The following is a 26365-nucleotide window of genomic DNA, read 5'->3' on the forward strand; positions in this document are numbered from 1 at the left end:
TATTGCGAAAGATCGCCACCGCAGAGATCAAGGGAGATCGAACGATGAAGAAGCTCATCAACAACCCCGCCGATGTGCTGGTCGAGTCGCTGCGAGGCGTCGCCCTCGCGCATCCCGAGCTGTCGGTCGACCTGGAGACGCACGTGATCACGCGCGCGACGCCGAAGGCGCAGGGCAAGGTCGCGGTCGTCTCCGGTGGCGGGTCAGGACACGAGCCGCTGCACGGCGGATATGTGGGGGTGGGCATGCTGGACGCCGCCGTCGCGGGTGAGGTGTTCACGTCACCGACTCCCGACCGCGTGCAGGCGGCTACCAAGGCGGTGGACCGCGGCGCCGGCGTGCTGCACATCGTCAAGAACTACACCGGTGACGTGCTGAACTTCGAGATGGCCGCAGAGCTCGCGTCGATGGAGGGCATCGAGGTCGGCACCGTGATCGTCGACGACGACGTCGCCGTGCAGGACTCTCTCTACACGGCCGGGCGTCGTGGCGTCGGGCTGACCGTGCTGCTCGAGAAGCTCGTCGGTGCGGCGGCCGAAGAGGGGCAGGATCTCGCCGCGGTCGTCGAGCTCGCGAAGCGCATCAACAGTCAGGGCCGCTCGATGGGGATGGCGCTCACGAGCTGCACGGTTCCTGCTGCCGGCAAGCCCACGTTCGATCTGCCCGAGGACCAGATGGAGATCGGCATCGGCATCCACGGCGAACCCGGTCGGCATCGGGAGCCGCTGGCGCCGGCATCCGAGATCGCCCGTCAGCTCGTGGAGCCGATCCTCGCCGACCTGGATGCTGCCGGACCAGCGATCGTGATGCTCAACGGCATGGGTGGATCGCCGTTGATCGAGCTGTACCTGATGTACGGCGAGGTGCTGTCGCTGCTCGAGAAGGCGGGGGTGCAGATCGCCCGCAACCTGGTCGGCGACTACATCACCTCACTCGACATGGCCGGCTGCTCTCTCACCGTGCTGAAGGCCGACGACGAGCTGCTGCGGCTGTGGGATGCCCCGGTGAACACGCCCGGTCTGCGGTGGGGAGCATGATGGCGGCGATCGACACTGTGGCCCTCACCGATTGGGTCCGACGATTCCGTGATCTGATCGCGGAGAAGCGCGACTGGCTGACAGAGCTCGACTCGGCGATCGGCGACGCGGACCACGGTGCGAACATGGCCCGCGGCATGGACGCGGTCGTGGCGAAGCTCGACGCCGATGTTCCCGAGACGGTCGACGAACTGCTCAAGACGGTCGGCATGACTCTCGTGAGCTCGGTCGGAGGTGCCAGCGGACCGCTCTACGGGACGCTGTTCCTGCGGATGGGCATGGCGGCCGGGCCTGTGCTCGAGCTTGACGGCACCGGTCTCGCAGCCTCGCTGCGAGCGGGCCTCGACGGGATCGTCGCTCGGGGCAAGGCCGAAGCCGGCGACAAGACGATGTTCGATGCGATGGCGCCGGCGGTGGATGCGCTCGACGCGGCGATCGCGGGCGGGGCAGATCTCGCAGCGGCGACGACGTCGGCGGCTGCGGCTGCGGCTGCCGGACGCGACGCCACGGAGCCCCTGGTGGCACGCAAGGGGCGCGCGAGCTACCTCGGCGAGCGCAGTGCCGGCCACCTGGATCCGGGTGCGGCATCGACGACGCTGCTGTTCGAGGCGCTCGCCCAGGCCACCGCGGAATCGTCCTGATGATCGGCATCGTCGCCGTCTCCCACAGCGCTCGACTCGGGGAGGCGGCCCTCGAGCTTGCCCTGCAGATGGTGCGGGGTGGGGGAGTGCGGGTCCTGGTGGCGGCGGGTGCGGGAACGGATGCCGACGGCGCTGCCATCCTGGGAACGGATGCCGTGGCCGTCGCGGCGGCCATCGACGACCTGGCCGCCGACTGCGATGGTGTGCTCGTGCTGATGGACCTGGGGTCGGCGGTGCTGAGCGCTGAGCTCGCGCTCGAACTGCGGATGAGCGACGTCCCCGTTCGCCTCACGCCCGCACCGTTCGTGGAAGGGCTGCTCGCCGCAGTCGTCTCTGCGGCGGCCGGCGGATCGCTCGAGATCGTGGCGGAGGAGGCGTCCGCTGCGCTGAGCGCGAAGAGCGGCCAGCTCGGCGGGCCGGACGAACCCGCCTCCGCCGCCGCGCCGACGCTCGCGCGGAGCGATGCGGTGACGCGCCTGGTCACCGTGCGCAACCCGCTCGGCATCCATGCTCGTCCGGCCGCTCTGATCGCCGAGGCCTCCGCGAGAACGGACGTGCGACTCACACGGCTGCCGGACGGACCCGAGGCCGCGGCCGCCAGCCTGTCACGGCTGCTCATGCTCGGGGCCAGGCAGGGCGACGAGGTGCAGCTCTCCGCGACCGGGGCGGATGCCGAGGCCGCCCTCGATCGAATCGTGGCGCTGTTCGACGACGGGTTCGGCGAAGGAACCGACGCCGCATCGTCTCCGAAGGAGGTCGTGCACACGCGATCGACGGATTCGCCGACGACGCCAGCGCCCGTCGAGTCCGGATCGGTGCTGAGCGGGCGAGGTGTGAGCGCAGGGCGGGTCGCGGCGCAGGCCGTGCTGCTGGCTGCTCCGCTCGACGAGCCCGACCCCCGCATGACGGTCGATGCCGGTGAGCGCGAGAGCGAGGTGTCGGCGATCGAGTGGGCGGCCGTGGCGGTGGCCGACCAGCTGCGCCGCCGCACGTCGAACGCCACCGGAGAGGCGCGGGCGATCCTCGATGCCTCGCGTCTGCTCGCCTCCGACCCCGAACTCGTCGCCGATGCGACGGCACTCGTTCGGTCGAAGGGACGCACCGCCGCGCGCGCCGTGTGGGAGGCGGCCGTCGCGCACGAGAAGGGACTACGGGCACTGGGCGGACGGATGGCCGAGCGCGCCGCCGACATCCGCGACGTCCGAGACCGGATCATCGCCGAGATCCTCGAAGTCGAGATGCCCGGTGTTCCTGAGCGGGATGAGCCTTTCGTGCTCGTGGCCGTCGACCTCGCGCCCGCCGACACTGCCGCCCTGGAGGGCGGCAACTGCGTCGCGCTCGTGACCGAGCAGGGTGGGCCCACGTCTCATACCGCGATCATCGCCCGCTCGCTCGGCATCCCCGCGGTGGTCGGAGCGGCCGGGGCGACGGGCATCGCACCGGGTGCTCACGTGCTCGTCGACGGAGAGCGGGGCACGGTCGAGGTCGACCCGAGCAGTTCCAGAATCGCTGAGGCGAAGGCGGCGGCGATCGTCGTGCCGTTCGACGGAGAGGGCGTGCTCGCCGATGGGCGCCGGATCGCACTGCTCGCCAACGTCGGCGGTGCGGCCGAAGCGGTGACAGCCGCTGCGTCGAAGGCCGAGGGAGTGGGTCTCTTCCGCACCGAGTTCTGCTTCCTCGACCGCGTCGACGCACCGTCGGTGGACGAGCAGGTCGAGGCGTACAGAGGCGTTCTCGCGGCGTTCCCCGGGCGGCGGGTCGTCGTGCGCACGCTCGATGCGGGCAGCGACAAACCGCTGCCGTTCGCCAACGCGGATGCCGAGGAGAATCCGGCTCTCGGAGTCCGCGGTCTGCGGATCGCGCGGCGTTCACCCGGGCTGCTCGACGATCAGCTGCAGGCCCTCGCGCTCGCGGCGGACGCGGAGTCGGCGCTCGTCGAGGTGATGGCTCCCATGGTGGCGACCGTCGACGAGGCGCGAGACTTCGCAGACCGTGCGCGGGCTGCCGGACTCGAGAAGGTGGGAGTGATGGTCGAGACGCCCTCCGCCGCACTCCTCGCCTCCGAGATGCTCGAGATCGTCGACTTCGTCAGCATCGGGACCAACGATCTCGCCCAGTACACGCTCGCGGCGGATCGTCTGCTGGGGGAGCTGGGCGATCTGAACGATCCGTGGCAGCCGGCCGTCCTGCGCCTGATCGGCCAGGCAGGTGCCGCGGGGCGCCGGTGGAACCTGCCGGTGGGCGTATGCGGAGAGGCCGCTGCCGATCCGACTCTCGCTGCGGTGCTCGTGGGCCTCGGGGTCACGTCGCTGTCGATGACGCCCCGAGCGCTGGGGCGCGTCGCGGTGGCGCTGGCCGAGGTCACGGGCGAGCAATGCGAGGCCGCCGCGGAGGCTGTGCTGAGGGCCGCGACGGCGGCCGACGCCCGCGACGCTGCGGCCGCTGTGCTCAGTGGCGACTGAAGGGTTCACGTCGTCTGATCAGGCGGATATATGCGATCTTCGGCATGCTCTTCCTCTCGTTCTGATCTCGACATGCGCGCGCCCCTGGTCGAGGGTGCCGCGGCGCCTTAGGCTCCGGGGAGGGGGCGCCCGCAGCGGCGCATGACGAGTCGGAGGAAGCACATGACTGTCTTCACCACGTGTCGAGCGCGAATGATGCTCGCATCGATCGGGATCGGCGGGCTGGTCGTCCTGAGCGCCTGCGCCCCGACTCCTCAGGCCTCGTCGTCGCCCTCGCCCTCGCCGTCTCCGTCGACCGCATCCCCAGAGCCCTACGCCGGACCGATCGTGTTCGTCGGAGACGAACTCGACGCGTTCGCGCTCACCCCTGAGGAGATCGTGGGGATCGTGCCGGAGGCCACCGACGTCGGTGATCCTTCGCCGGTGCTCGAGCAGGTGTCGGATGGTGGGAGTCTCCCTGCGGATCCGCCGATCTGCGATGCCCTCTACGCCGAGCAGTCGCTCGGCAGCGTGGGGGCGAGAACGGTCGAATGGCAGGTGCCGACGGATCCCGCCAACGGGTTCGGTCGGATGACGATCATACAGTTCGCTGACGAGGCGCAGGCCGAGGGGCGAATGGATCAGCTGCTCCAGGCTGCCGAGCAGTGCGCCGAGTTCGCCAAAGAAGGAACCGTCACTTTCGATGCCGTGATTCCCGAACCCTCCGAGGACGTCCGAGCCTTCGCGGGGTCGTTGGTCGATGCGGGGCTCGACTGGCGGTCTTTCGACGCATTCGCGTCGACCGGCAACGTGATCGTGCAGCTCTGGCAGCCCTTCAGCGGTGATCGCGACTTCGACGCCGAAGCCGCCGCCCTGCTGCTGCAGACCCGCGCCGGTGAGGCGAGGTCGGGACTGATCGCCGAACTCACCGAGAACCCGCCTGTCGCCGAGACCGATCCGTCGGGAGACGCCGGAGCCGTGTGGAGCGAGTGGCAGATCGGTGTCGGCGGGGTGGGTCCGCTCCGCCTCGGCGACTCGGTCGATGCCGCTCTCTCCAAGGCGGGCGAGGACGCGCAGGTCATGGAGCCGGAGTACGACGGCGGACCGTGGAGGCTCGTCGCGCCCGGGGGCGCGGGGTCCATCCTGGTGCAGCCCGTCGAGGCCGGTGACGCGGTGTCGTCGATCACCGTCGGCAGCGATCGCAGCCTCGACGAGTCGGTCGACGACGGAGCGGCGCTGCCGCACCGGGGAGATATCCGCCTCGGTGCTCCGGTGGCGGATGCGATGGCCGCCTACCCCGGGGGCACCGTCTTCGATGTCGTGGCGGCAGGCGATGACTACTACGCCGTCACGACGCGCGACGGTCAGGTCTTCCGTTTCCAGGCCGACCGCGATGTCGCCGAGGAGGGGTCGATCATCGTCGGCATCACGGTCGAGGATGCCACAGCCCGCACGCCGCTCGTGTTCGGCTGACGGCGGGCCGGTCGCGTCACCGACCGACCCGCCGCCTGGCCTTGCCGGGGGCTCCGTCAGGCGTGCAGGTCGACGCCCTTCGTCTCTTTCACCATCGACACTGCGATGAGCGAGATCACTGCCGCGACGGCGATGTAGACGCCGATCGTCCAGGCCGCCTGGAACTGATTTAGCAGCGTCTCGGCGATCATCGGTGCGAAGGCCCCGCCGAGGATGGCGCCCAGCGCATACCCGATCGAGACGCCCGAGTACCGGACGTTGGCGGGGAACATCTCGGCGTAGAGGGCGGCCTGCGGACCGTAGGAGAGCCCGAGTGCGAACGTCATGACGAACAGCGCGACGAAATACCAGAAGATGTTCGCCGTATCGATCAGGAACCACATCGGAACCGCCCAGAGCGCGAGCGCGATGTAGCCGATCTGGAAGGTGCGGACCCGCCCGAGCCGATCGGACAGGTGACCGCCCCAGAGCGTGAAGATGAGCCACCCGAAGGATGCGAGGGTCGTCGCCAGCAGCACAGGAGGACGCTCCATGCCGAGTGCGGTGACGGCGTAGGTGGCGAAGAACGCGATGAGCAGGTAACCGGCGGCGTTGTTTCCGATGAAGATGAGCGCGGTGAGCACGACCTGCTTGGTGTTCTTGCGGAACAGGCGACCCAGCGGTGCCGAGGCCTCCTGCCGACGACGGCGGAGATCCTCGAAGACGGGGCTCTCGTCGACCGCGCGCCTGATCACGTAGCCGACGGCGATCAGCACGATCGACATCAGGAACGGGATGCGCCAGCCCCACTCGAGGAACGCCTCGGGCGACATCGAGCTCGTCAGTACCCAGAGCGTCGCTGTCGCGAGGATCATGCCGATCGGAACGCCGATCTGCGGGAAGGCGCCGAAGAGTCCTCGCCGGCCCGTCGGGGCGTGCTCGACGGCCATCAGTGCCGCCCCGCCCCATTCGCCGCCGGCGGAGAACCCCTGCAGGATGCGGAGCACGATGAGCAGGATCGGAGCGGCGACGCCGATCGCCGCATACGTCGGAAGCACACCGATCAGCGCTGTGGAGAGGCCCATCATGACGAGCGTGAAGACCAGCATCTTCTTGCGGCCCAGCTTGTCTCCGAGGTGGCCGGCGATGATCGCCCCGAGTGGGCGGAAGAGGAAGGAGATGCCGATGGTGGCGAAGGACAGTATCTGTGCGAATCCCGGATTCTCCTGGGCGATCGGAGCCAGGAAGAGTGGGGCGAGCACGAGACCGGCGGCCTGCGCGTAGATGAAGAAGTCGTACCATTCGATCGAGGTGCCGACGAGGGTACCGGCGAGGACCCGGCGTTCCTCGTTGGGCATTCTCGTTCTCGAGGTGCGTGCGGAGACTGTTGACGTCATGCGAACTCCATTGTTCTGCGGTGGGGGAAGAGCGACGCAGTGTCACCCTGAAGCACTTACCGAATGATCGGTCAGTAATTGTCGAGAGTAGCGCACGCGGTCGCGTGGCCCAAGCACTGCGTCCGATGGAGCACGGAATTCCGAAGCGAGCGGCCCTCACACCCTCCCGAACGCACGCAGCGGATGCTCGATGAGCTCCGTCACACGGCGCAGGAAACTCGCCGCGTAGCCGCCGTCGCAGACCCGGTGATCGAACACGAGTGACAGCTGCGCGATGCGGCGGGGCACGATCTGACCGTCGACCACCCAGGGACGCTCGATGATGCGACCGACCCCGAGGATCGCGACGTCGGGGTGATTGATGATGGCGGCCGAACCGTCGACGCCGAGCCCGCCGTAGTTGTTCAGGGTGAACGTCGATCCGCGCAGGCGCTCCGGCGGCATCGACCCGGCGCGCGCAGCGGTCGTCAGCTCACGCAGCGCTGCGTCGAGCTGCTCGACCGTGAGGTCGTGCGCACGGGGGATGACGGGGACCATGAGTCCGCGGTCGGTGTCGGCGGCAACGCCGAGATTGACCCCCGAGAACGTGATCAGCTCCGATGCGTCTTCGCTCAGGCGCGAGGCGAGCACGGGGTGATCCTCGAGAGCGAGCAGCACGAAGCGCGCGATCAGCGCGGTGAGCGAGGGGGCCTTGCCGCCATCCGGAGCCATGCCGGCGCGCAGCGCCCACAGCTCGGTCGCATCCACGTCGACCCATACGGTCGCCTCCGGGATCTCGGAGCGACTGCGGCTGAGCTTCGCGCTCACGGCTCGGCGCAGAGCCGACAGGCGCTCGCGCGAGACCACGGCGAGGCCGTCGAGGTCATGCCCGGTCGTGCTGCGATGCTGCGCCGCTGCGCCGTCGACCGCATCGTCCACGGCCGCGGCCAGAACGTCGGCGCGGGTGATCGAGCCGTCGTGTCCGGTCGGGGTGATGTCATGCAGGTCGAGCCCCAGATCTCGCGCCAGTCGCCGGACGAGAGGTGAGCGCACGGCCACAGGGCGTCGCGGCGTGGCCTCTGCCGGAGAGAGGACCGACACCGCCGAGACCGGCGCCGACGAGACCGGCGCCGACGAGACCGGCGCCGCCCTCGGACGGCGACGGCCCTTCGTCGCTCTCTCCGAGGTGCCGTAGCCGATCAGGACGTTGCCCGACCCTGCTCTCTCCTCTTCTCGGTAGGCCTCGTGCTCTGCGGCATCCGACCTGTTCGATCCGTCCGCCACCGACGCGGGTGCGGAGCTCGCCGCATCGGCGACCTCGAGCACCGGCGCGCCGACGTCGATCGTCTCGCCGGGCGCGCCGTGCAGAGCGGTGATGACTCCCGCGAACGGCGAGGGCAGCTCGACGATGCTCTTGGCCGTCTCGACCTCGGCGATCGCCTGATCGACGACGATCGTGTCGCCGACGGAGACGAGCCACTGCACGAGTCCTGCTTCGGTCAGGCCCTCGCCGAGATCGGGGAGGCGGAACACACGGCCGGTCAGGGCGGTCATGACTCGTCCTCCCAGTGCAGCGAGTCGATCGCGTCGAGGACGCGGTCGACATCGGGCAGGTACCAGTGCTCGAGCTTTGGCGGCGCGTACGGGGTGTCGAATCCTGTGACCCGGCGCACGGGGGCCTCCAGGTATTCGAAGCAGCGCTCGAAGACCCGCGCCTGGATCTCGGATGCCACACTGGCGAAACCAGGGGCTTCGGCGATCACGACCGCGCGTCCGGTCGAACGCACGGCGGCGGTCACCGTCTCGTCGTCGAACGGAGACAGCGAGCGGATGTCGATGACCTGCACGCTGCGCCCCTCGGACGCCGCGACGTCGGCCGTCTCGAGGGCGAGCGGCACGGAGGCGCCGTAGGCGATCAGGGTGACGTCGCTGCCGTCGCGGGCGATGCGTGCGTTGCCGATCTCGGTGATCACCGAGGTGTCGACCTCGCCCTTCGTCCAGTACAGCTTCTTGGGTTCGAGGAAGATCACCGGGTCGGGCGAGACGATCGCCGCGCGGAGCATCGAGTACGCGTCCTGCGGCGTCGACGGACTCACGACCGTGAGCCCGGGGGTGTGCGCGTAGTACGCCTCGGACGAGTCGCAGTGGTGCTCGACGCCGCCGATGCCGCCGCCGAACGGGATGCGGATCACGAGCGGCATCCGCACCCCTCCCCGTGTGCGGTTGCCGAGCTTCGCGACGTGACTGACGATCTGCTCGAACGCCGGCAGCGCGAAGGCGTCGAACTGCAGCTCGACGACGGGCTTCATGCCGTTCATCGCCATGCCCACGGCTGTGCCGACGATGCCGGATTCGGCGAGTGGAGTGTCGAAGCAGCGGTCCTCGCCGAACCGCGCCGTGAGTCCGTCGGTGATCCGGAACACACCTCCGAGCGCGCCGACGTCTTCGCCGAACACCACGACCTCAGGGTCGTTCTCGATCGCATCCGCGAGGGCGAGATTCAGAGCGGCGGCCATGCTCATGGTCGATACGGCCGAGGTGCGCATGTCGACGTGGGCGTCGTCGTGGGCGATGGTCATCGTGCACCTCCGGCTGATTCGTGGGCCCGCTCTATCTCGCCGCTCAGCATCCGCCACTGCTCTTCGCGCTGCGGTGAGCGGGACTCGGTGACGAAGCGGAAGAGGTCCTCGGGGTCGATGTCGGCATCCGTGTTGAGGGCCTCCCGCATCGCCGCGGCCGTCTGCTCGGCCCCGGCGGCGTACTCGGCCTCGATCTCTTCCGTGAGCGCGCCCGTGCTCGTGAGATGTGCGCGCAGGCGCGCCAGTGGATCGCGGGCGACCCACGCCTGCACCTCGGCTCGCTCGCGATAACGGGTGTCGTCGTCGGCGTTCGTGTGCGCCTGCATCCGGTATGTGTGCGCCTCGACGAGCGTCGGTCCGCCGCCCGTGCGCGCCCGATCGACCGCTTCGCCGAGCACCGCCAGCACACCGGCGACGTCGTTGCCGTCGACACGCTGCCCCGGCATCCCGTAGCCGATCGCCTTGTGGGCGAGGGAAGGCGCCGCGGTCTGACGACTGAGCGGCACCGAGATCGCGAACTCGTTGTTCTGCACGAAGAAGACGACGGGCACGTGGAAGACGGCGGCGAAGTTCATGGCCTCGTGGAAGTCGCCCTCGCTGGTGGCACCGTCTCCGCACAGGGCGACGACCACGGTGCTCTCTCCTCGCCTCTTCGCGGCGTACGCGAAGCCGACCGCGTGCAGCAGCTGCGTGGCGAGGGGAGTGGCCTGAGGAGCGACGTGGTGCGCTCGGACGTCGTAGCCCGAGTGCCAGTCGCCCTTGAGAAGCACCATCGCCTCGGCCGGCGCGACGCCTCGAGCGACGACCGCCACCGAGTCGCGGTATGTCGGGAAGAGCCAGTCGTCATCGGCGAGAGCGAGTGCGGCGCCGATCTGACAGGCTTCCTGCCCGTGCGACGACGGGTAGACCGCGAGGCGGCCCTGCCGGACGAGGGCGCTGGCCTGATCGTTGATGCGGCGGCCCTCGACGAGGCCGCGATAGGCGGCGAGCAGGGCATCGGAGTCCGGCAGCACATAGTGCTCGTCGTCGACGACCCTGCCGTCCGGGTCGATGAGCTGAACCGCCGCGTCGCGCGGGAGCAGATCTGCGTGTTCCATCCGTTCGCCCTCCTTGCCGAACCTGATGAAGACAGCATGCGCCGCCGAGGGCATCCGTCCAAGAACAATCGGCACATCGTGGACGATTGCTGTCCGGTTGCCGTGCAGGGCAGCGAAATGTCAGAATTCAGGCACGGACGAAGGGGTTCCATGATCACGCTCGACGAGACCGACCAGGCGATCCTCGCGGAGCTGCGAGCCGATGCGCGCGCGTCCATGACGTCCATCGCGGAGGCCGTGCACATCTCGAGAGCGGGCGCGCACGCGCGGATCAAGCGCCTCACGGATTCGGGCATCATCACCGGATACACCGTGCGCACCGACCCCGTGCTGCTCGGTCATCATGCGAGCGCCTACGTCACCCTCGCGATCGAGCAGGCGACCTGGCAGGAGGTCAGCGCACGGCTGCGCTCCATCCCCGAGATCGAGCACATGGCACTCGTCGGCGGAGACTTCGACGTCATCCTGCTCGTCCGAGCGAGCGATGCTCGCGACCTCCGTCGCATCGTGCTGGAGGACATCCAGGCGATCCCCTCGATCCGCTCCACCCGGACGACTCTCATCTTCGAGGACTTCGCCCTGATCTGAGCCGCGCCGAGGTCATCCCTTCGCACTCGGACATCTGCGGCGCGCTCCTCGACAAGTGGGTCGCGCAACGGCGTTCGACAATGAGAGGACCGCCAGTTCCTTGGCACGCGTTCCGCTCGAAGGAGAGTTCCGATGTCCGAATCCGCCGCATCCGCAGCCACCGCGCTGCTCGACCGCATCCAGGCACCGGAGGGCGCTGGACGAGACATCCCGGATGCCGCCACACGTGATGTGATCGGCCGTGCGCCCGAGCATTCGGTCGCCGACCTCGACGATGCGATCGCGCGGGCACGGGCAGCGCAGCCCGGCTGGGAGTCCCTCGGTCATGCGACGCGCAGTGAGCTGCTGATCGCGGCCGCCGACGCGATCGACGCGAACGCGGAGGCGCTCGCGCACCTGCTCTCGCGGGAACAGGGCAAGCCGCTGAACGGCCCCAACGCGCGCTTCGAGCTGGGTGCGTGCTCGGCATGGCTGCGCACCAACGCGGCGATCCCGATCGAGTCGCAGGTGCTGGTCGACGACGAGACCCTGCACGCCGAGCTCGTCTACAAGGCGGCCGGGGTCGTGGGCGCGATCGGTCCGTGGAACTGGCCTCTCATGATCACCATCTGGCAGATCGGTCCGTCGCTGCGGATGGGCAACACCGTCGTCGCGAAGCCCAGCGAGTACACGCCGCTGAGCGTGCTCGCGATGCTGGCCGTGATGAACGACGTGCTGCCGGCCGACGTGCTGATCGGCGTCTCCGGCGACCGCGAGGTCGGCGCTCGCCTCGCCTCGCACCCTGACATCGACAAGATCATGTTCACCGGGTCGACGGCCACCGGGCGCCGCATCATCGAGAGCTCGGCCGGCAACCTCGCCCGACTCACCCTCGAACTCGGCGGCAACGATGCCGGCATCGTGCTGCCGGGCACCGAGGTGTCGGCGATCGCGCAGGACCTCTTCTGGGGTGCGTTCATCAACACCGGCCAGACGTGCGCCGCCATGAAGCGCCTCTACGTGCACGACTCGGTCTACGACGAGGTCGTCGACGCGCTCGCCGAGATCGCGGCCTCCGTGCCGATGGGCAACGGACTCGATGAGGACAACGTGCTCGGTCCGCTGCAGAATCGCGCCCAGTTCGACATCGTGTCGCGGCTGGTCGAGGAGGCGCGAGGCCGCGGTGCCCGTGTCGTCACAGGCGGCGAGGCGGCGCCCGAACTCGGTGAGCTGTTCTATCGGCCCACGATCGTCGCCGACATCGACAACGACGCGGCGCTCGTGCAGGAGGAGCAGTTCGGGCCTGCGCTTCCGGTGATCAGGTACAGCGACGTCGACGATGCATTCGCCCTCGCCAACGCGGTCGATGTCGGTCTCGGTGCATCGGTCTGGTCGAGCGATCCCGAGGCCGCCCGCGAGGCGGCGACGCGCATGGAGTCGGGCACGGTGTGGATCAACTCTCACGGCGGGCTGCATCCGATGGTGCCGTTCGGCGGTGTCAAGAGCTCCGGCTACGGCCTGGAGTTCGGCGTCGAGGGTCTCAAGTCCGTCGCCGTGACGCAGGTCGTGTCGGGCCCCGGACGCAAGGCGCAGGCGTGAAGACCGCGATCGTCGTCGGCGCGGGCACCTCGGGGGCGATCGTCGCGCGACGGCTGGTCGATGCAGGCGTCCAGGTCACACTCATCGAGGCCGGGGGATACGACTCGAACCCCGCGATCCACGACCCGTCGCGGGCGGGTGAGCTCTGGCACTCCGCCGACGACTGGGACTTCTTCACCGTGCCGCAGGAGCACGCCGGCGGTCGCCGACTGCATCTGCCGCGCGGAAAGGTCACCGGAGGGTCGCACGCGCTCAACGCGATGATCTGGGTGCGTGGCGCGGCCTCGGACTATGACGCGTGGGAGCGTGCGGGCGCGACCGGCTGGGGCTGGAGTACTGTCGAGCCCGTCTTCGCCGCGCTCGAGCACGACGTGCTGCCCGTCACCGACGACTACGAGCTCTCGCCCATCCAGGCGTCGATCATCGATGCGGCGGTCGAGGAGGGGCTGCCCCGCAATCCGAACTACAACGGCGGCACCCTCGACGGCGTCTCGCAGCAGCAGGTGACCATTCGCGACGGACGCCGGGTGAACACGTGGATGGCCTATGCGCAGCCGATCGCCGACAGGCTCACGATCCTCACCGGACGCGAGGTGCACTCCGTGATCGTGGAGGAGGGTCGCGCCGTCGGCGTCCGGCTCGGATCCGGCGCCGACTCCGAGGACGTCTTCGCCGACGAGGTCGTGCTCTCGGCCGGTGCGATCGGATCGCCCGTGATCCTGCTGCGCTCCGGCATCGGCCCTGCCGACGAGCTCGCGGACCTCGGCATCCCCGTCGTGGTCGATGCGCCCGGCGTGGGCAAGAACCTGCACGATCACCTGCTCTCGCCCGTCATCTTCACGACGGAGCGGCCGGTGGGTCCGCCGCAGCCCGGCGTCTCGGTGACGCAGTCGCACCTCTTCTGGCGCAGTCGTGACGACCTCGCAGAGCCCGACACGCAGCCGATCCACTTCTCGGTGCCGATGTGGGGTGACTTGGAGCCCCGAGGAGACGACGGATTCACGCTGATGGCCGGGCTGGTGACGCCACACAGCCGGGGCACGCTGACGCTGTCGGGCCCCGACCTCGACGACCCGCCGCTGATCGACCTCGCCGCGCTCGCGGACGAGAGGGATGTCGCATCGCTCGCGGCATCCGTGCGTCAGTGCCGTCGGATCGGCGGGCAGCCGGCGCTCGCCGACGAGTGGGGAGCGACCGAGGTGTATCCAGGACCGGATGTGCCGGATGACGGGATCGAGGACTGGGTGCGCCGCACCGCCATCACCTACCACCACCAGGTGGGCACCTGCCGGATGGGATCGGATTCCGACGCGGTCGTCGACCCGCTGCTGCGCGTCCGCGGCCTCGAGGGGCTGAGTGTGATCGACGCATCGGTGATCCCGACCGTTCCGACGGGCAACACCAACGCGCCCGCGGCGATGATCGGCGAGTTGGGGGCCAGGTTCCTGCTCGGACGCTGACGGCCGTGCACGCTCGAAGCCCCCTCCTGCGAGTTCGGGAGGGGGCTTCGGCGTCTCATCCCGTGTGCGGGGTCGATAACGCATCTCATCCCGCGTGCGGGGTCGATAACGCATCTCATCCCGCGTGCGGGGTCGATAACGCATCCGAATCGCTCCTGAGCGGTGCGTTTTTGACCACGCACGCGAGCGTCGGGCACGCGAGAGCCGCGCACGGTATGGCCTGCGGCAGGATGCGCGCGGCACGTGCCCTGATCAGCCCGCGGTGTAGACCTCTCGCCCGGCGAACCACGTCGAACGCACCGGGGTGTGCACGATCTCGTCGGCAGGGCCGGCGATCGCATCCCGCGCGAGCACGACGAAGTCCGCGGACTTGCCCGGCGTCAGGGATCCTGTCTCCGACCCGAGCCCCATCGCGGTCGCGGCGTTGATCGTGAAGACCTCGAGCGCCTCGTCGGCGGTGATCGCCTGCTCGGGCCAGAGGACGCCGGGTGCGCGTCCGAGCGGGTCGGCGCGCGTCACGAGACCTTGCAGCCCCTCGAGAGTGTTCGGGGACTCGCTCACCGGCCAGTCCGAACCGCCGGCGACGAGCGCTCCCGCATCGAGCAGGGCACGGTTGGGCTGCGAATGCTCGGCACGGTCGCCGAGCACCTCTGCCAGTGCCTGAGGGATCACACCGGGGAACCAGATGAACGGAGAGATGTCGGCCGACACGTCGAGGGCTCGCAATCGGGGGATGTCGTCATCGGCGAGGAACTGCCCGTGCGCGATCTGAATCGGGGTGGTGAACCCGTCGGCGCGGATGCGTTCGGCGACGTCGAGCACGAGACGCGCCGATCCGTCGCCCGTGCAGTGCACCTTGGCGCCGAGTCCGCGTTCGGCGACCGACCGCAGCCACGTGTGCAGCTCGTCGAAGTTCATCGTCGTCTCGCCGTGGAAGTGGGCGCCGTGCACGGCATCCGCCACATAGGGCTCGAGGAACGACGCCGTCCGCGCTGGTGGCACGCCGTCGAGGAAGATCTTCACGAAGTCCGGCCGATGGTGCGGGGTTCTGAACTGCTCGCCCAGATCGATGAGCGCCGAGCCGATCGGATCGAACCCGAAGATCTCGTCGTTGATCAGCAACGACGAGACGACCCAGGCGCTGAGCTCGTGTGACCGGTCGAGTGCCGCGAGCGCGGCGAGGATGTCGGTCGACACCCCGGCATCCTGGAACGTCGTGATGCCGAAGGAGTTGAGGATCTCGACGCCGCGGCGTGACGCGGCGATGTGCTGCTCCTCCGTCAGTCCACCGCTGCGGTCGTACGCCTCCTGCACCGGGATGCCCGCTGCCTCGAGCAGCACCCCGGTCGGCGTCCCGTCGTCGGGATCGAGCAGAGTGACGCCTCCGGAGGGGATGCCGTCGGCGGTGATGCCGGCGAGCTCCAGTGCCCGGGTGCTCGCCCATCTGTTGTGCCGCGAGTCCTCGACCAACACCACCGGTCGCCCTCCGGCCGCCTCGTCGAGACGCTGTCTGGTCGCGGTGTTCGCGAGTGTGGGCAGCAGAGTGGTCGACACCGAGCCACCCACGATCCACGCGTCCGGTGGCAACGTCTGCGCCCTGTCGCGCACGAGGTCGAGGATGTCGTCGAGGGCGAGCGACGGCGGCAGCGAGAGCTCGAACATCTCCGTGCGGCCGGCCATGGCGTGGTGGTTGTGCACGTCGACGAAACCGGGGTAGACCGCGGCGTCGCCGACATCCAGCATCCGCGTGTCCGGCCCGCGGTGCGCCTGCATCGTGAGCCTGGTCCCGACGTCGAGGATCCGCCCGTCGCGCACGGCGAACGCCTCGACGACCGGATTCCGACGATCCGCCGTGCGGATCACCGAGCCTGTGACGATGAGGTCCGCCGCCGCAGCCATGTCAAAGAGTTCCGAACGAGGCCGGCTCGAGCCCCGAGCCGTGATGCGTGGTCGACAGCAGCCGGCCGTGCGCGCCGAAGGTGAAGTGCGTCGGCACCTCGCCCGATTCGTCGAGTCCGAACAGCACGCCGTGAGAGCGGATGGCGTTCACGTCGCGGTGGTCGGCGATCGTGACAGACGCGCACGGGATGACCTTCTCGCGCCACGCGAAGACATAGATGCCGGGGCGCACCTCCCAGACGCTGTTCTCGTCGGTGTCGGCGAGCCCTCGTTCGGGGCCGGCGAGGCACTGCCACGAGTACCAGCGCTCCGACAGGTAGACATGCTCGTATGCGTGCTCCTCGCTGTAGACCCACTCGACCCGGCGGCCGATGAGCGTCGTGCTCGTCGCGGGCTCGGTGCCCGTCACGGTCGCGCCCTCGATCGTGCTCGGAGCGAAGACGTGCTGCACGCGGGTGCGTCCTTGCTCGGGTGCAGGCAGGATCACCGAGATGACGGCGAGGGCGCGCCCGTGGCGGAGATCGACGACCAGCGACACGGCCTCGTTCGGCAGGTAGCTGTGGTGGAACTGCACGAAGTACAGCTCGTCGTCGACCTCGAAGGCCTCGTAGTCGTCGGTGTCGGATGCCGGTGCTGTGGAGTCCTCGGCACCCGGGCGGTAGTCCCACGTGACCGTGGTGTCGGCGAACCGGTGCGAGATGCGGGTTCCCCCGGCATCCACGACCGTGATCTCCTGGCCGCTCAGCGCGGTCGTATGCGGGGCCTTGTTCGCGTCGAAACCGGGGGCCAGGCCCTCAAGAGGAAGCCAGGTGGAGGTGTCGGCGGGATTCAGGGTCGTCATGTCTCTCCTTGATGGGGTGGGGGTGGGGGAGCGTCAGCGATCGCTGAATCGCTCGAGGTCGGATGCGAGGCCCTCGTACACCGCGGGCCTGGAGCGCTTGAGATAGGCGCCGTAGACGATGCCGCCGATGAGAGCCACCACCAGCAGCAGCGGCATGAGGCGGATGGCGAGCTCTTCGGATCCGGCGACGATGTTGAAGTTCACGATCGCGAGCACCGAGATCGCTGCGATGCCGAGGAATCCGATGCCCGGAGCGATGAACGTGCTCCACCACCGCGGGTCGCCGGAACGACGGAAGTAGACGACGATCGAGATCGCTGCGAGTCCCTGCAGGATCAGCACGCTCAGGGTGCCGAAGCCGAGCATGGCCGGCACCAGGGTGAGGATGGGGTCGGCGCCGGCGATCGCGAAGATGACCGCCACGATCGCTGCGAAAGAGGCCTGCACGATGCCTGCGAGCTGCGGGGCGCCGTTGCGGCGCGTACGGGCGAGAGCATGCGGAAGGATCCGCGAGCGACCGAGAGAGTAGAGGTAGCGCGTCGCGGAGTTGTGGAACGCGAGCATCGCCGCGAACAGGCTGACGAGCAGCAGGATCATCATCACCGTGGTCAGCGGACCGCCGAGGTACTGCTGCGAGAGGGTGAAGATGAGGTCACCCGTCGGCAGGTGCTCGAGAGCCGTGGCCTGTGCCTGCGCGACGCCCGTCGCGCTCACGACGGCCCACGTGGTGACGCCCAGGATCACGCCGATCGCGATGATCGAGGTGTAGGTCGCGCGAGGGATGGTGCGCAGCGGTTGCTTCGCCTCCTCGCTGAACAGGGCAGTCGCCTCGAACCCGAGGAAGCCCGTCGCGGCGAGGAGCAGGCCGATCGGCAGCGAACCCGAGAACACCGCTTCGGGGCTGAACGCGGCCACGTCGTAGCCGGTCTGCACGAGCACCGAGACGTCGAAGACGACGAGCATCAGCACCTCCAGCACGAGGCAGACGCCGAGGATCTTCGACGAGAAGTCCACGCCGACGCGTGCGAGCACGAAGCAGACGATGATCGACAGCAGACCCCAGATCAGCCAGTGCACGTCGAGCCCCGTGAGGTCGCGGATGATGTTCTGCATGAAGAAGCCGCTGGTGCCGATCGTGCCGACCACGAAGAAGTTGTAGCCGAGTGTGGCGATGAGGCCGGCGATGAGACCGCCCGTACGGCCGAGTCCCTTCACGACGAAGGCGTAGAAGCCTCCGGCGTTCACGAGCTGCTTCGACATCTGCGCGTAGCCCACGGCGAAGAGCAGCAGGATCGCGGCGACCAGGAAGAAGGCCATCGGTGTGCCGCCACCGTTTCCGAGGGCGATCGCCAGGGAGGCGACGACCACGATGCCGGTCAGCGGCGCGACAGCCGCGAGGACGAGGAAGACGATTCCGGCGACGCCCAGCGCGCCGGGTCGAAGAGAGGTGTGGTCGTGCTGCGTCGTGGACGCAGATATCGGGTCTGCCACGTCGATTCCTTTGCTCGGTGACTGCTGTGTCGAACGGCATCGACGACGAGGGGGGATCGTCGATAGAGCGAGTCTGCTCGCGCCGGGAGGCCGGCGGTTGACCCTGAGCGAAGGACGATGGTGCCAGCGCGCACAGCCGTCGCGGGAGTGTTTCGGGGCGACGATCGGCAGAGCAGGATGACCGTGATGACACCGCCGTCCTCACCGAGCGCCGCCGGCGCAGCGACGGAGTCTCAGGGAGATCATGGACCTGCAGCTGAGCGGCACCACGGCTCTGATCACGGGAGCAGCGAGCGGCATCGGGCGGGCGACCGCCCTCGCGCTCGCCGCAGAAGGGGTGCGGGTGGCGCTGCTCGATCGGGATGCTGCCGCGCTCGATGAGACGGCACACGAATGCCGTGACGCCGTGGTCCGCGTGGTGGATGTCACCGACGAGGCACAGGTGGCGGATGCGGTCTCGACCTCCGTCGAGGAGCTCGGTGGGCTGGATGCGGTCGTCTGCTGCGCCGGAATCTCGGGCCCGGTCGGGTCGTCGATCGAGGAGATCTCCCTGCTCGACTGGAATGCGGTCTTCGCGGTCAACGTCACGGGGGCTTTCCTGGTCGTCGCGCAGGCGCGTCCCGCACTGCGCGCGTCGGCGGCCGCATCCGTCGTGCTGCTGGCGAGCGACTCCGCGTTCGTGTCGTCGCGGGGCATGGCAGCGTACTGCGCATCGAAGGCGGCCCTCGTGCAGCTGGGGCGGTCATTGTCTGTGGACCTTGCGGGCGAGGGCATCAGGGTGAACTCGGTGGCGCCGTCGATCGTCGACACCCCGATGAGCCGGGGCGACCTGGGTGCCGAGGCGTTCGTCGATCCGTCGTTCGCGGTGCAGACGCCGGAGGATGTCGCCTCGCATGTGCTGTATCTCGTCTCTCCGCGCAGCAGAGCGATCAACGGCACGACGATCCTCAGCGACTTCGGGTACTCGGCCCGGTCAGGATTCCCCGCCTGATGACCTCGGGGCGACCGGATGGCGCGCGAGCGCACCAGGAACAGGAGAAGACATGGGAATAGCAGTCGGATCGACGGTCTCGGGACGCGTCGTCGTCATCACCGGCGGCGGAACCGGCATCGGTGCGGCGATCGCCGAACGGTATGCCGCAGAGGGAGCGCACGTCGTCGTGGTCGGGCGGCGGCCTGAGCCGCTGCGCGCCGTGGCGGATGCGGTGGGCGCTCACCCGATCATCGCGGACGCCGCCGACACGGCATCCGCCCAGGCTGCGGTGGCCGAGGTGCTCGCGACGTTCGGGCGGCTCGACGTGCTGGTCGCGAACGCCGGTGGACACGGCTTCTCACCCGTCGCCGACACCGACGACGACAGCTGGGATGCGGCGATCCGCGCCAACCTCACCACGGCGTTCGTCATGGCGAGAGAGGCATTGCCGTCGTTGATCGAGGCGAAGGGGCAGATCGTGATCGTATCGTCGCTCGCCGGTCTCTTCGCGGGGCCTTCTGTGGCCGGATACACGGTGGGCAAGCACGCTCTGATCGGCCTGACGCGGACCCTCGCCCGCGACTACGGGCGACGCGGTGTGCGGGTCAACGCGGTGTGTCCCGGGTGGGTGCAGACGCCGATGGCGGACGACGAGATGGACGAGTTCGCCACGCAGGCCGGGCTCGGTTCGCGCGAAGAGGCGTATGCGACGGTGACGGCGGATGTGCCGTTGCAGCGGCCGGCTCGGCCGGCCGAGATCGCGTCGGTCGTGCGGTTTCTCGGGTCGGGGGAGTCGTCGTACGTCACGGGTGCCGTGATCGTGGCGGACGGCGGATCCCACGTGGTCGACCTGCCGACGATCGCGTTCGATCGGGCGGGGATGTGAAGGGTCTTCTGTTCGCTCTCGGTCCTGAGGTGCCGTCGCTCTGCTGCCTGACTCGCTGTCTCTCCGCGCCTCGTGCGACGACTCGCGCTGCATAATTCCGGTAGGCCGAGATACTCGCGCTGATCTGGGGTAAAAGCGGCCTGTTTTGGTCCGTGAATGTCGGTGGTCCTGGGTTGACTAGGGGTATGAACAGCACCACGGAGCTTCTGGATCGGGTCATCGCTGACCTGGATGCGGTGCTGTCCGATGATGCGCTGGCGGGGCTGAGCGATGCGGAGCGGGTCGCGGTGTTGCAGGGTGCGGGGGCGGCGTTCCGGCGTGCCGAGGCGGTCATCGTCGAGACGGTTGCGACGGCTGACATGGGTGACTTCGCCCATTCGGCGGGTTGTCGGGGGCTGAATGAGTTGTTGCAGCGGACGCTGTTGGTGGATGTGCGGGGTGCGAGCCGGGTCGACAGGGTGGTCGATCTGGTGCGGCGGCCGTTGAGTCTGGCGGGGGAGAGGATGCCGGCGCGGTGGTCGGAGATGCGGCTGGCGCTGTTGGACGGGGTGATCGGTGTCGCGGGGTTTCTGGCGGCGACGGGTCCGATCGAGCGGGTGTGGGACCGGCTCACGGTCGAGCAGCGGTTGGCGGCCGATGTGGCGTTGGCGGGGTGTGCGCGCGGTCACGGCCTCGATAGGGGGCCCGACGAGGACCCGGATGTCGACGAGGTCCCGGATGCGACCGGTCCGTCACCGACGGTGCAGGACTTGAAGGGCCTGGCGGAGGATCTCGCGTCGATGTTCGATCCGGATGGTGAGGAGCCGAAGGACGAGGACGCGCGGCGTCGTCGGGGGATCACGATCGGCCGGTTGAAAGATGGCATGCATGCGATCCGCGGGTACCTGACCCCGGATGCGGCCGCGCAACTGCAGGTGATCATGGATGCGATGCTCAACCCGAAGGGCGACGGGCCGCCCATGCCGGGAGTGTTCTTCGCCCCGAGCGCCGATGCCGAGGCCGATTCTCCCGATACGGAGTCTCGCGACGCCGACTTTTCGGGTGCTGACGCGGACGTGGACGTGGATGCGGATCCGGAGGAGACTGATCCGTTCAATTCCGATCCGCGGTGTGTGCTCGATGACCGCACCGCGGCGCAGAAGCGCCACGACGCCCTGACCGCAGCTCTCGGGATCGCTGCCCGACACAAGGACATGCCCACCCTCGGTGGCGCATCACCGGTCGTCGTCGTGACCGTCGACGCGAAAGACCTCGCCACCCACACCGCTCATGCCACCGGTGCCGCCTTCGGAGGCGCCGCCTTCGGAGCCGCTGGGGGCGGAGCGAGTGGAGTGAGCGGCAATGGTGGGTGGGCGACGATCCCCGGATCCGGCGCCCATGTGCCCGTCTCGGTGGCGGCGCAGGTCGCGTGCTCGGGAGCGATCCAGCGGGTACTCATGGACGAGGGGCGCATCATCGGGATCATGACCACGGATCGGGTGTTCACGGTGCATCAGCGGCGGGCGATCATCGCCCGTGACAAGGAGTGCCTGATCCCCGGATGCCACGTGCCGGCGCCCTGGTGTGAGATCCACCACGTCACCGAACACGCACGTGGTGGGCCCACGCACACGGACAACGGTGTGCCGTTGTGCTGGTGGCATCACCGATCCCTGGGCACGTCGGGGTGGGAGATCCGCATGAACGGGGGCCTCCCGCAGGTGCGCGGACCGGCATGGTGGGACCCCGAACAGCGATGGCGCACCCCTCGACTCAGCGCAGCGCAAGTGAACCTTCCCGCGCGCCTCGCCCGCACCGGATGACACGGGCGAGATCAACCACATCGTCACGAACAGTTCGCGTGCGCTTCAACGGCACACCGTCGAGCGCTACGCGGAGAGCCACCGATGCGTAGGGCCTCACCGTGTCATCGAAACGACGTCATCACCGCATCCCCGATGTGGCGGGCCCACGCCACCGCGTCACCGAACGGTGAGCTCGAACCCGTCAGCGGTCGGCACCACGCCGACCTGCGTGAGGTCGTCGACGTGGAAGGTCGGCTGATGAGACGTCGCGTGAGAGCCCACGCCGATCACCCGCATCCCTGCGGCATGGGCGGCCTGGATACCCGCGCCCGAGTCCTCGAACACCACGCAGTCGGCAGGGTCGACGCCGAGCAGCTTTGCGCCGAGCAGGAAGCCCTCGGGGTCCGGCTTGGATGCCGACACGTTCTCCGCGGTCACGGTCAGCGACGGCACCGCGAGTCCGGCCTGTCCCATGCGGGCGTTCATCAGCGTCACGTCGGCAGAGGTGACGATCGCATGAGGGTAGGGGAGCAGAGCCTCGAGCAGCACGTCGGCGCCCTCGATCGCGATAACGCCGTCGACGTCCTTGCTCTCGTTCGCCAGCATCACGGCGTTCTCTCGGATGTTGATCTCGTGATCCCGCTCGGGAAGCATGATCGCCATGCTCTGATGTCCCTGGCGACCGTGCACCACGCTCAGCACCGTCGAGGGATCGATTCCGTGCGGCGCGGCCCACGCCAGCCACAGACGCTCCACGACGGCGGTCGAATCGACGAGAGTGCCGTCCATGTCGAGCAGGACGGCGCGGGCGCTGATGGTCTCGGTCATCCCCTCAGGCTACTGCGCAGCATCCGAAGTCCGAGGCGAGACCGTCTCACCCACCGAGGTAGGCGCGATGCAGCAGCTGCGAATCCTCCTTCAACGCCTCGGCCGTACCCTGGAATGAGACACGGCCGCCGGCGACCACCACGGCCTCGCGAGCCAGGCCGAGGGCGAGCTGCGTGAACTGCTCCACGAGCAGCACGCCGACCCCGGACTCGGCGATCGACTTCACGATCGGCATGAGCCGCATGAAGACCACAGGCGCGAGCCCGAGCGACATCTCATCGATCAGCAGGATCCGTGGGTTCGCGGCGAACGCACGGGCGAGCACGACCATCTGCTGCTCGCCACCCGACAGCAGAGCGGTGGGCGAGTCGATGCGCTTCTCCAGCTCAGGGAACTGCGCGAGCGCAGCATCGAGTTCCGCAGGCGTCCGCGCGGTGAGCGAGATGTTCTCGCGCACCGTCAGCGACGGGAACACGGCCCGCCCCTGCTCGATGTGCACGATCCCACGGCGAGCCCTCGACACCCGGGACAGCCTGTCGATCGGCTCGCCGTCGAGCATGAGTGACCCCGCGGAGTGCGGGGTCACGCCCGACACCGATTCGATCAGGCTCGTCTTGCCCGCCCCGTTCGGGCCCACCAGCGCCAGCACTTCGCCACCTCGCACCGTCAATGACACATCCGAGATCACCGGACCCGCACCGCGGCTGACCGTCACCCCTTGCAGCACCAGTTCGCTCACTTCAGCAGCTCCGTCTCTCCCATGTACGCCTTCACGACCGCAGGGTTCGCGAGCACCTCGGCCTGCGGCCCGCTCGCCAGCACCCGGCCGAAGTCGAGCACGGTGAGCGTCGGGCAGACCGAGCGCACCAGATCCAGGTCGTGCTCGATGATGATCAGCGCCACGCCGTAGCGCGCGGGCAGCTCTCGCAGTCGCGCGGCGAGAGCGAGGTGCTCGTCGTGCGACAGGCCGGCCGCCGGTTCGTCGAGGATCAGCAGACGCGGCCGGGAGATCACGTTGGCCGCCACCTCGACCAACCGTCTGGTACCGACATCGACACTCGAGAGACGGGCACCCGCCGAAGGGCACCCGAAGAACTCCAGGACCTCGTCGATGTCGGATGCCGCCAGTCGCCGCCGCGCGACGAACCTCACGTATGCGCCGACGGTGAGCGACGGCGGCACCCTGTCCTGCTGGAAGGTCCGGCGCAGCCCGAGTCGTGCGCGTCGCGTCGGCGAGAGACCGGCCAGGTCGCGATCTCCGAGCAGCACCCGACCGCCGTGCTTCGGCAGGAAGCCGCTGATGGCATCGACGAAGGTCGACTTGCCCGCTCCGTTCGGACCGATGAGCCCCATGATCGACGCCGCGGGCACCTGGAACGACACGTCGTCGAGGGCCTTCAGAGCCCCGAACTGCACCGTGAGTCCCTCGACCGTGAGCACGGGTGCGCCGTCCAGCGCGCGCTCGTCGACGGTCGCGGTGGTCGTGGTCGTGATGGCCACGTCACCTGCATCGGCATCCGCAGGCAACGCCGTCAGTGTCGCCGACGCCGTCTTGCGATCCGCGCGCTTCCAGATGAGAGTGCGGATGCCCTGCCCGAGGTTGGTCCCGCTGGTGATCGCCTGCACACCGAGCACGCCGAAGACGACGAACGCCCAGTCCTGCGGCACGCCCCAGCGCTTGAGCAACTCGGGCACGAGCACCCAGAGGATGCCGCCGAGGAACGCCATGTCGATCAGGTGCGCTCCTGACATGACGGCGAGGACGTACAGGGCGAGTGACTGCAGCGGGGTGAAGCTCGATGCGAACGGCAACTGCACCTGACCGGCGAGCAGCCCACCGGCGATGCCTCCGAGCGCAGCCGAGACGGCGAAAGCGGTGAGCTTCGCGCTCTGCACACTCTGGCCTGCGGCCGCGGTGCCGCGTTCCGAGAAGGCGACGGCCTTCCAGCTCGAGCCCCACCGTCCGCGCTGCAGGAAGAACACGCCCACCGCGCAGACGGCGAGCACCACAACCGACAGGAAGAAGAACTCGCGGTCGTTCGAGAACATCGTGGGGCGCTCGACCGCCGTGCCGTCGGCAGACCCGGGGAACTGGATCTGTACGAGGGTGACATCTGCGGCAGCGGCGAAGCCCAGCGTGACGACCGCGAGGTTGACACCGCGCAGCCGCAGCGCCGGAAGCCCGACGAGGATGCCGACGAGGCCGGCGGCGATGCCACCCAGCACGAGCCAGACGACGAAGCCGCCCGGTGCCTGCATGACGTTCAGCAGAGACACGATCCAGGCACCCACCGCGGCGAACGTGAGCTGGCACAGCGCGATCATGCCGGCCGAGCCGGTGACGATGCCGAGGCCCAGGATGGCGATCGCCGCGACGACCGCGCTGATCGCGAGGAACACGAAGTAACCCGGGAGGGCCGCGCTCAGGATGGCGCCCGCTCCCACCGCGGCGATGGCGACGGCCAGAGGCCAGGACAGACGGAACCAGGGACGGTCAGCGAGCGGCATCCCACACCTCCTTGCGCTGCGTCCACAGGAGCAGGACGACGATGAACAGGAACGGGAGGAAGTTGCGCACCAGCGCGACCTCGTCGATCTGCGCGACGAGACCGCCGAGCACACCGAGCACGACTCCGCCGACGACGGCGAGGTCGAGTCGGCGGAAGCCGCCGAGCAGCGCGGCGGCCGCGGCGGGGACGATGAGCATCGCGAGGCTGGTCGCGTCGTTCGACTGCGACGGCGCGATGATCATGATCGCGATCGCGCTGATCACGCCGGTGACGAACCACACGGCGATCGACAGCGGACGCGATCGGATACCGAGCAGCTCGGCGGTCGTCGGCCGCTCCGACAGTGCGCGCAGCTGCGTGCCGACTCGCGTGCGGCGCAGGACGATCCGCACCGCGACCGCGGTCACGATCGCCATGACGACCGTGGCGATCGTCACCTGACTGATCACGACCCCGCCGAGGGAGAACGCGGGGCCGGCGATGATCGGCGTGAACGGCTGCGGCTTGTTGCCGAACAGGATGAACGACATCGAGATCAGCAGCAGCAGGGGACCGACGGTCATCGCCGATCGGGTGGTGGTGGAGGCCTCGGAGAGCCAGGTCGCGGCGATCCATCCGATCGCGGCGGAGAGGATGCCGCCGACGAGCACGCCGAGCACCGACCCGAGCCAGATCGGCAGCCCCAGTTCGCCGACGAACCATACGGCGCTGAAGGCGCCGAACATCCCGGTCGCGGCCTGAGCGAAGTTGACGACCCGCACGAGGCGGGACATCAGTGTCAAGCACACTCCGAGGACCGCATAGAGACCGCCGGCAGCGAGACCGGCGATGGCGCCTTGCAGCATGAGGCGTCCTTTCTGGTGTGAGGGGAGGAGAACCTGCCGCCGAGAATGCGCTCGGCGGC

At 68.9% G+C, this 26365-nt stretch carries 21 protein-coding genes; 10 read left to right on the forward strand and 11 right to left on the reverse strand.

Translation table 11 applies throughout. The features are described 5' to 3' along the window. Positions 1–44: 44 nt before the first annotated feature. The 4 genes from dhaK to FIV50_RS05095 all read left to right on the forward strand — a co-directional run bounded on the left by dhaK (position 45) and on the right by FIV50_RS05095 (position 5592). Positions 45–1037, forward strand: a complete 993-nt coding sequence (gene dhaK / locus FIV50_RS05080; protein ID WP_140036490.1) for a dihydroxyacetone kinase subunit DhaK — start codon at positions 45–47, stop codon at positions 1035–1037. Further along, the gene (gene dhaL, locus FIV50_RS05085) at positions 1037–1678 is read left to right on the forward strand and encodes a dihydroxyacetone kinase subunit DhaL (RefSeq protein ID WP_140036491.1); all 642 of its coding nucleotides are present in this window, start codon (positions 1037–1039) and stop codon (positions 1676–1678) included. Before dhaK ends, dhaL begins: the two co-directional genes overlap by 1 nt. Further along, positions 1678–4140 carry a phosphoenolpyruvate--protein phosphotransferase gene (gene ptsP, locus FIV50_RS05090; RefSeq protein ID WP_140036492.1) on the forward strand — a complete coding sequence of 821 codons (2463 nt, stop codon included), beginning with the start codon at positions 1678–1680 and terminating at the stop codon, positions 4138–4140. The genes dhaL and ptsP overlap by 1 nt, the downstream gene beginning before the upstream one ends. 162 nt (positions 4141–4302) lie before the next feature. Beyond that, on the forward strand, positions 4303–5592 hold the full coding sequence (locus tag FIV50_RS05095; RefSeq protein WP_181164339.1) for a sensor domain-containing protein: 1290 nt from the start codon (positions 4303–4305) through the stop codon (positions 5590–5592). A 56-nt stretch (positions 5593–5648) separates the two neighbouring features. Here FIV50_RS05095 and FIV50_RS05100 read toward each other — a convergent pair whose 3' ends face one another. The 4 genes from FIV50_RS05100 to pdhA form a co-directional block, all read right to left on the reverse strand. After that, positions 5649–6968, reverse strand: a complete 1320-nt coding sequence (locus tag FIV50_RS05100) for an MFS transporter (protein WP_140036494.1) — start codon at positions 6966–6968, stop codon at positions 5649–5651. Positions 6969–7124: 156 nt separating this feature from the next. Then, positions 7125–8501 (reverse strand): dihydrolipoamide acetyltransferase family protein, encoded by a 1377-nt coding sequence (locus FIV50_RS05105; RefSeq protein WP_140036495.1) that lies wholly within the window; start codon positions 8499–8501, stop codon positions 7125–7127. Then, positions 8498–9526 (reverse strand): alpha-ketoacid dehydrogenase subunit beta, encoded by a 1029-nt coding sequence (locus FIV50_RS05110; RefSeq protein ID WP_258184426.1) that lies wholly within the window; start codon positions 9524–9526, stop codon positions 8498–8500. Before FIV50_RS05110 ends, FIV50_RS05105 begins: the two co-directional genes overlap by 4 nt. After that, a complete protein-coding gene (gene pdhA, locus FIV50_RS05115; protein ID WP_140036496.1) occupies positions 9523–10623 on the reverse strand; it encodes a pyruvate dehydrogenase (acetyl-transferring) E1 component subunit alpha in 1101 nt (366 codons plus the stop codon). The genes FIV50_RS05110 and pdhA overlap by 4 nt, the downstream gene beginning before the upstream one ends. Positions 10624–10773: 150 nt before the next feature. Here pdhA and FIV50_RS05120 point away from each other — a divergent pair, with 150 nt between their 5' ends. The 3 genes from FIV50_RS05120 to FIV50_RS05130 all read left to right on the forward strand — a co-directional run bounded on the left by FIV50_RS05120 (position 10774) and on the right by FIV50_RS05130 (position 14249). Further along, positions 10774–11211, forward strand: a complete 438-nt coding sequence (locus FIV50_RS05120; protein ID WP_140036497.1) for an Lrp/AsnC family transcriptional regulator — start codon at positions 10774–10776, stop codon at positions 11209–11211. A gap of 132 nt (positions 11212–11343) precedes the next feature. Further along, positions 11344–12789, forward strand: a complete 1446-nt coding sequence (locus FIV50_RS05125) for an aldehyde dehydrogenase family protein (protein ID WP_140036498.1) — start codon at positions 11344–11346, stop codon at positions 12787–12789. Continuing rightward, complete coding sequence (locus FIV50_RS05130) at positions 12786–14249, forward strand: GMC family oxidoreductase (RefSeq protein ID WP_140036499.1); 1464 nt, start codon at positions 12786–12788, stop codon at positions 14247–14249. Before FIV50_RS05125 ends, FIV50_RS05130 begins: the two co-directional genes overlap by 4 nt. 252 nt (positions 14250–14501) lie before the next feature. On the opposite strand, the gene FIV50_RS05135 is transcribed toward FIV50_RS05130, so the two are convergent. The 3 genes from FIV50_RS05135 to FIV50_RS05145 are packed head-to-tail and all read right to left on the reverse strand — an operon-like array spanning position 14502 to position 18480. Beyond that, positions 14502–16148 (reverse strand): amidohydrolase, encoded by a 1647-nt coding sequence (locus tag FIV50_RS05135; protein WP_140036500.1) that lies wholly within the window; start codon positions 16146–16148, stop codon positions 14502–14504. A gap of 1 nt (position 16149) precedes the next feature. Continuing rightward, positions 16150–16989 carry a molybdenum cofactor biosynthesis F family protein gene (locus FIV50_RS05140; RefSeq protein WP_140036501.1) on the reverse strand — a complete coding sequence of 280 codons (840 nt, stop codon included), beginning with the start codon at positions 16987–16989 and terminating at the stop codon, positions 16150–16152. Positions 16990–17022: 33 nt separating this feature from the next. Then, entirely contained in the window at positions 17023–18480 is a 1458-nt protein-coding gene (locus FIV50_RS05145) for an APC family permease (protein WP_140036502.1), read from the reverse strand. Between the two features lie 244 nt (positions 18481–18724). Between FIV50_RS05145 and FIV50_RS05150 the strand changes: the two genes are divergently transcribed. The 3 genes from FIV50_RS05150 to FIV50_RS05160 all read left to right on the forward strand — a co-directional run bounded on the left by FIV50_RS05150 (position 18725) and on the right by FIV50_RS05160 (position 22141). After that, positions 18725–19471 (forward strand): SDR family NAD(P)-dependent oxidoreductase, encoded by a 747-nt coding sequence (locus FIV50_RS05150; RefSeq protein WP_140036503.1) that lies wholly within the window; start codon positions 18725–18727, stop codon positions 19469–19471. Positions 19472–19523: 52 nt separating this feature from the next. Beyond that, positions 19524–20339, forward strand: coding sequence for an SDR family NAD(P)-dependent oxidoreductase (locus tag FIV50_RS05155; protein ID WP_140036504.1), 816 nt, complete (start codon positions 19524–19526; stop codon positions 20337–20339). Positions 20340–20524: 185 nt separating this feature from the next. Further along, complete coding sequence (locus tag FIV50_RS05160) at positions 20525–22141, forward strand: HNH endonuclease signature motif containing protein (protein ID WP_140036505.1); 1617 nt, start codon at positions 20525–20527, stop codon at positions 22139–22141. A 159-nt stretch (positions 22142–22300) separates the two neighbouring features. Here FIV50_RS05160 and FIV50_RS05165 read toward each other — a convergent pair whose 3' ends face one another. From FIV50_RS05165 to FIV50_RS05180, 4 genes are read right to left on the reverse strand one after another with little or no spacing between them, the layout of a single operon-like run. Further along, positions 22301–22951, reverse strand: coding sequence for an HAD-IA family hydrolase (locus tag FIV50_RS05165; protein ID WP_140036506.1), 651 nt, complete (start codon positions 22949–22951; stop codon positions 22301–22303). 46 nt (positions 22952–22997) lie between these two features. Beyond that, the gene (locus FIV50_RS05170) at positions 22998–23690 is read right to left on the reverse strand and encodes an ABC transporter ATP-binding protein (protein WP_140036507.1); all 693 of its coding nucleotides are present in this window, start codon (positions 23688–23690) and stop codon (positions 22998–23000) included. Further along, positions 23687–25459, reverse strand: coding sequence for a branched-chain amino acid ABC transporter ATP-binding protein/permease (locus FIV50_RS05175; protein ID WP_140036508.1), 1773 nt, complete (start codon positions 25457–25459; stop codon positions 23687–23689). Before FIV50_RS05175 ends, FIV50_RS05170 begins: the two co-directional genes overlap by 4 nt. Beyond that, the gene (locus tag FIV50_RS05180; RefSeq protein ID WP_140036509.1) at positions 25446–26306 is read right to left on the reverse strand and encodes a branched-chain amino acid ABC transporter permease; all 861 of its coding nucleotides are present in this window, start codon (positions 26304–26306) and stop codon (positions 25446–25448) included. Before FIV50_RS05180 ends, FIV50_RS05175 begins: the two co-directional genes overlap by 14 nt. Positions 26307–26365 lie beyond the last annotated feature (59 nt).

It is taken from the genome of Microbacterium foliorum (assembly GCF_006385575.1).
GTDB lineage: Bacteria > Actinomycetota > Actinomycetes > Actinomycetales > Microbacteriaceae > Microbacterium > Microbacterium foliorum_B.

Bases quoted from the DNA above. Each gene is read 5' to 3' on its own strand.
- dhaK (WP_140036490.1), top strand. From the start codon at position 45: ATGAAGAAGCTCATCAACAACCCCGCCGATGTGCTGGTCGAGTCGCTG.
- dhaL (WP_140036491.1), top strand. From the start codon at position 1,037: ATGGCGGCGATCGACACTGTGGCCCTCACCGATTGGGTCCGACGATTC.
- ptsP (WP_140036492.1), top strand. From the start codon at position 1,678: ATGATCGGCATCGTCGCCGTCTCCCACAGCGCTCGACTCGGGGAGGCG.
- FIV50_RS05095 (WP_181164339.1), top strand. From the start codon at position 4,303: ATGACTGTCTTCACCACGTGTCGAGCGCGAATGATGCTCGCATCGATC.
- FIV50_RS05100 (WP_140036494.1), bottom strand. From the start codon at position 6,968: ATGACGTCAACAGTCTCCGCACGCACCTCGAGAACGAGAATGCCCAAC.
- FIV50_RS05105 (WP_140036495.1), bottom strand. From the start codon at position 8,501: ATGACCGCCCTGACCGGCCGTGTGTTCCGCCTCCCCGATCTCGGCGAG.
- FIV50_RS05110 (WP_258184426.1), bottom strand. From the start codon at position 9,526: ATGACCATCGCCCACGACGACGCCCACGTCGACATGCGCACCTCGGCC.
- pdhA (WP_140036496.1), bottom strand. From the start codon at position 10,623: ATGGAACACGCAGATCTGCTCCCGCGCGACGCGGCGGTTCAGCTCATC.
- FIV50_RS05120 (WP_140036497.1), top strand. From the start codon at position 10,774: ATGATCACGCTCGACGAGACCGACCAGGCGATCCTCGCGGAGCTGCGA.
- FIV50_RS05125 (WP_140036498.1), top strand. From the start codon at position 11,344: ATGTCCGAATCCGCCGCATCCGCAGCCACCGCGCTGCTCGACCGCATC.
- FIV50_RS05135 (WP_140036500.1), bottom strand. From the start codon at position 16,148: ATGGCTGCGGCGGCGGACCTCATCGTCACAGGCTCGGTGATCCGCACG.
- FIV50_RS05140 (WP_140036501.1), bottom strand. From the start codon at position 16,989: ATGACGACCCTGAATCCCGCCGACACCTCCACCTGGCTTCCTCTTGAG.
- FIV50_RS05150 (WP_140036503.1), top strand. From the start codon at position 18,725: ATGGACCTGCAGCTGAGCGGCACCACGGCTCTGATCACGGGAGCAGCG.
- FIV50_RS05155 (WP_140036504.1), top strand. From the start codon at position 19,524: ATGGGAATAGCAGTCGGATCGACGGTCTCGGGACGCGTCGTCGTCATC.
- FIV50_RS05160 (WP_140036505.1), top strand. From the start codon at position 20,525: ATGAACAGCACCACGGAGCTTCTGGATCGGGTCATCGCTGACCTGGAT.
- FIV50_RS05165 (WP_140036506.1), bottom strand. From the start codon at position 22,951: ATGACCGAGACCATCAGCGCCCGCGCCGTCCTGCTCGACATGGACGGC.
- FIV50_RS05175 (WP_140036508.1), bottom strand. From the start codon at position 25,459: ATGCCGCTCGCTGACCGTCCCTGGTTCCGTCTGTCCTGGCCTCTGGCC.
- FIV50_RS05180 (WP_140036509.1), bottom strand. From the start codon at position 26,306: ATGCTGCAAGGCGCCATCGCCGGTCTCGCTGCCGGCGGTCTCTATGCG.